Annotated in this window: 1 protein-coding gene; it reads right to left on the reverse strand. The window is 65.4% G+C overall.

Annotated features, from left to right (window positions below):
* On the reverse strand, nt 1-965 hold a 965-nt coding region (locus EN906_RS35500; RefSeq protein WP_164777672.1), incomplete at both ends, for a hypothetical protein.

Below are 965 nucleotides of genomic sequence, written 5' to 3' on the forward strand. Positions count from 1 at the left end.
GGCGGACAGCGCCGCACTGGTGGCGTTGGTGATCTTGGTGTTGCCGGTGAAATTGACGGTCGCGCTCGAACCGACAAGCACGATGCCGGTTTCAGATGCGGTCTGGACGGTCAGGTCGTCGACCGAGACCGTACCGGCCACTCCATCGAGGAAGAGGCCGGTTGCGACATTGCTGACCGTCACGCCCTGGACGGTCAGGCCATTTGTGCCCAGGCCGTGGATGCCGGCGGCGGCGCCCCCGGAAATATTGAAATCGAGCAATGTGTTGCCGTTGCCCAGCGTCACGACATCGCCGGCGCCGGAACTGGTCAGCGTTGCCGCGCCCGCGGAATCCGAGATGGATTCGTCATGATGGACGTTGGTGCCGGTGACATTCAACGGCACCCCGCCGAGCGAGAACGCGCGGCCGTTGCCGAACGACGCCAGTTCCTGCCCGTCGCTCAGCGAGAAGCCGGTGGCGTCGTCGATCGTCCCGCGGTTGACCAGGACAATGATGGCGTCGCTGGCGGTAATGCTGTCGGCATAATCGATCGAGGCGAGGTCGGTGATGGACGTGCCGCCGCCCGAAGCCCCGGCCGCGACGAAGATGTAATTGCGCAGATCGTAGAGTTGCGGGCCGGTAAACTGCGTCGTGCCGAAGGCGTAGTGGCCGCTGCCCTCATTGAGCCCGCGCGCATCGAGCGAGGCGGTGATGCCGGAGATGGAGCTGGAACCGCCGCCGAAGGTAAACTCGGCGTTGGCCGTGGCCCCCGGCGTTCCGGCAATGCCCAGCCGCACGCCGGTATCGACATTGGCGATGACGCCACCAGCGGTGATGGTGATCACCGCGCCGCCGACGCTCGGCGAGGTCAGGTCGATGCCGATCGAACCGGCGGCACCGGTACCGGTGATGTTGAGCGACTGCGCGGTGAAATTGGTTTTGCTGCCGGAGAAATCGACGCCGGTGCCGACACCCAGTCCGGAAA

It is taken from the genome of Mesorhizobium sp. M7A.F.Ca.CA.004.06.1.1, from assembly GCF_003999135.1.
In the GTDB taxonomy this organism is placed as follows: Bacteria; Pseudomonadota; Alphaproteobacteria; order Rhizobiales; family Rhizobiaceae; genus Mesorhizobium.